At 57.1% G+C, this 3631-nt stretch carries 2 protein-coding genes and 2 pseudogenes; 3 read left to right on the top strand and 1 reads right to left on the bottom strand.

Translation table 11 applies throughout. The features are described from left to right. Window positions 1–29: 29 nt before the first annotated feature. Complete coding sequence (locus AC1DH9_RS28025; RefSeq protein WP_477809224.1) at window positions 30–323, top strand: hypothetical protein; 294 nt, start codon at window positions 30–32, stop codon at window positions 321–323. A 32-nt stretch (window positions 324–355) separates the two neighbouring features. Here AC1DH9_RS28025 and rimI read toward each other — a convergent pair. After that, window positions 356–820, bottom strand: a pseudogene (gene rimI, locus AC1DH9_RS28020) (ribosomal protein S18-alanine N-acetyltransferase); the annotation flags it as partial. A 92-nt stretch (window positions 821–912) separates the two neighbouring features. Between rimI and AC1DH9_RS28015 the strand changes: the two are divergent. Next, window positions 913–2288: pseudogene (locus AC1DH9_RS28015) on the top strand (RimK family protein). Between the two features lie 97 nt (window positions 2289–2385). Continuing rightward, on the top strand, window positions 2386–3426 hold the full coding sequence (locus AC1DH9_RS28010) for an asparaginase (RefSeq protein ID WP_427539594.1): 1041 nt from the start codon (window positions 2386–2388) through the stop codon (window positions 3424–3426). Window positions 3427–3631: the final 205 nt, after the last annotated feature.

The following is a 3631-nucleotide window of genomic DNA, read 5'->3' as shown; positions in this document are numbered from 1 at the left end:
CTCTGACCCAGGCCGGCGCAGACATTGGCATGCTGGCTGCCACGGTGGAGCATCCGATCCTGCTGACCCAGAATCTCCCTGACAACTCCGATAACCCCTACAACAGCCCGATTCGCCGGGTAAATCCCAACAGCATGCAGGGCACCCAGCCCAGCGCGCCGGTCATTCGCGGGCCGAATACCGTGCCGGTTCCCCGTCCTCCGACCCTGGAAAACGGCGGGATCGGCAATGGCTATCCGCGCAGCGGGACTGCGCCGGGTACAGTCAAACCGTATAGTGCGCCCAAGCCAGCCCCCCGAGATTCGGACACCAGCAGTTATTGAGTGGTAGTGACCGTAACGCAGGCGCCATCCTTCCGGGCAGAACGGTGTTCGTGGATGGTTTTTTCCAGGCGCAAGGCGTCGGCATGGTCTTCGTAAAAGTCGCGAATCAACGCAAAGCGCCGGTAGCCGCTACGTTCATACAGCGCAATCGCTATCGGGTTGTCGGTACGCACCTCCAGTCGCAGACAGGTGCAGTCGCGTTCCCGCGCACAAGTCTCGATTCGCTCCAGCAGTTGTTTGCCCAGGCCAGCACCTCGGGCTTGAACCGAGATGGCAATCGAGTACAGCCGCGCCTGCGAGGTACCGCGGTGAAACAGCACCAGGGCGTAGCCGAGCAATTGATCCGCACACTCGGCGACGATCAACTGCCCGTGGGCACGCTTGATCATCCACTGGAAATTACGGCTGTTGAGCCGGTCGGTGGTGAAACATTGCTGCTCAAGTTCCAGGAGTGCTGCCAGATCATTCGGTACTGCAAGGCGAAAGACAAGATTCATATGACCACCGTAAAAGTTGCGTAACAAAACGGGACTTTCGAAAAAGTTCGTGCTTAATAGGAAAGGTCTTGTTCTCCAACGGATCAATCACTATGTCAGCACTACAAGGTCATTGGCGTGAAGTATCGGAGCAACGTTTACCGACAGCAATAACCAAAGCAACTTATTTATCGGAAGCTGCCAGAGCGTCCAGTCAGTTGGTTATTATTGTCGAACGCAAGGAAGACTGGGCGTCTTACTTTCCCAGTGAAGACATCGTCAGTGCCCAGGAGTATCTCGAGCAAACCCGTGGCAGCGAGCAGGGCAAGCGGGTACAGGTGATCAACCTGTGCCGCAGCTACAAGTATCTGGGACACGGCTACTACTGCTCATTGCTGGCCGAAGCCCGCGGGCACAAGGTAATTCCTTCGGTGCGAACTATCAGTGAACTGACGCGTAAGTCCCTGTATGGCCTGTCTCTGGACGATTTGGATAAAACCTTGGACAAGGCGCTCAATAATCACCTTTACAGCGACACTGAAGGATTTACTCTGACGCTGTATTTCGGTAAGACCAATATCGAACCATTACAGGATTTGGCGCGTCAGTTGTTTGAAGTGTTCCCTTGTCCGATCGTGCTGGTAGAGTTTCGCCGACGTAACGGCTGGCACATTGAAGGCGTCAAGTCTGGTGCGTTACATAAGTTGCGAGAAGATCAGGAGGATCACTTCGCTAACGCTCTGGACAACTTCAGTCGCAAGATCTGGCGCCTGCCGCGTTCACGCCGACTGGCCCGTTATGACCTGGCTATCCTCCACGATCCGCAGGAAGCGCTGCCGCCATCCAATGCCAGGGCGTTGGAGAATTTCGTCCGGGTGGGCAAGGGCCTGGGCATCGATGTCGAGTTGATCGAACGCAAGGACTACGCGCGTATCGCCGAATATGACGGGTTGCTGATCCGCGAGACCACCAGCGTCGATAACCATACCTACCGGTTTGCGAAAAAGGCCGAAAGTGAAGGCTTGGTGGTGATGGACGACCCGGCGTCAATTCTGCGCTGTACCAACAAGGTCTACCTGACGGACTTGCTCAGGAGTTCTTCTATACCGAGTATGACTGGCGTATTGGCGTGCTCAACCGCAAACCGATCTTCGCCTGCCAGTACTTCATGTCCAAAGGCCATTGGCAGATTTACAACCACAAAGCCAAGGGCCAGGATATCAACGGCGAGTGCCGTACCCTGGCGGTTCATGAGGCGCCCAAGGCCGTGGTGGACCTTGCAGTGAAAACCGCCAACCTCATCGGCGACGGGCTGTACGGTGTCGACCTCAAGCAGTCCGGCGACAAAGTGGTGGTGATCGAGGTCAACGATAACCCGAACATCGATGCCGGTATCGAAGACGCCTATTTGCAGGACGATCTGTATTCACTGGTGCTCGAGGAGTTCGTCCGCAGACTCGAACTCAAGCGTCGCGGGCAAGCCTGGTGAGCTATTGCGTACGCCAACAATGTCCTTAAGCTACGCTCCCCTGAATCAGCGCGACGTCATCCGCGCATGGCTTTCAAGTAATCAGCAGGAATACCGCATGGACAGGGAACAGGCGATTGCCGCGGTCGTCTACCGCGGCGATAGCGTTGAAAACACCCACATCGCGCATGTCGCGGTCGTCGATGCTCAGGGCCGCTTGCTCAGCGGCTTTGGTGACTCATCGCGCATGACGCTGGCACGGTCCGCCGCCAAACCTGCCCAAGCGTTGGCGGTCATGGAAACTGGTGCACTCGAACAATTTGGTCTGGACGATGCTGACCTGGCCTTGATGTGCGGTTCCCATAGCAGCGAAGCACGACATATCCAGCGAGCGCTGGGCATGCTGGCCAAGGTCGGCACCGGTGAAGCAGACATGCGCTGCGGCGGCCATCCACCCATCTCGGATGAGGTTTATCGGGCCTGGATCAAAAGCGATTTTGTACCCGGTCCGGTGTGCAGCAATTGCTCAGGTAAACACGCTGGAATGTTGGCGGCCGCCAAAGCGCTGGGGGCAACGCTGGAGGGGTATCACCTTCCAGCTCATCCGCTTCAGCAGCGGGTGATGCAGACGGTGGCTGAGGTTTGCGAGGTTTCAGGTGCCGCCATTCAGTGGGCGACCGATGGCTGCAACCTGCCCACGCCGGCTTTTGCACTGGATCGGCTGGCGTTGCTCTTTGCMAAAATAGCCAATGCTGCCGATACCGACGAAAGTACCCGGTCTCCACGTGAAGCTGAATTGGCGCGGATTTACCGAGCCATGACCACATACCCTGAGCTGGTCGCCGGGGAGGGCCGTTTCTGTACGGCGCTGATGAAGGCCTTCAACGGTCAACTGGTGGGCAAGGTCGGCGCCGACGCGAGCTATGCAATGGGTGTGCGTGGTGTTGCCGGCCAGCAGGCGCGGGGTATTGCGGTAAAAGTCGAGGACGGAAATCAGGCCGTCCTCTATGCGGTGGTCTGTGAAGTATTGACGCAACTGAACATCGGTACGGCCGCGCAACGTGCCCAACTCAGTGCCTGGCATCACCCGCCAATGCTCAACACGGTGAAGGTGAGGACCGGACGTATCGAGCTGACGTTTTCACTGGAGCCCGTTTAGCGCTCAACTATCGCATTCGACAGAAAACTGGCCATTGACTTGCCTTTCGCGCGCAGCTAATTTCGAGCCATGACTTTCACCGTATCGCACCGCCAGCCAAGCATTATTACCGCCATTCCTTATTTGGCGGGCTAGCTGACGACTGCACCCAACCCGCCCTAGAGGCGGGTTTTCATTTTCTGTCTCCGGGGCCGTGAACAAAGCC

The organism is Pseudomonas sp. 05T35 (genome assembly GCF_056396605.1).
This window is presented reverse-complemented; position numbering and strand designations above follow the sequence as displayed.

Excerpts from the sequence above, each read along its gene's own strand:
- AC1DH9_RS28025 (WP_477809224.1), top strand. The coding sequence starts at position 30 with ATGCTGGCTGCCACGGTGGAGCATCCGATCCTGCTGACCCAGAATCTC.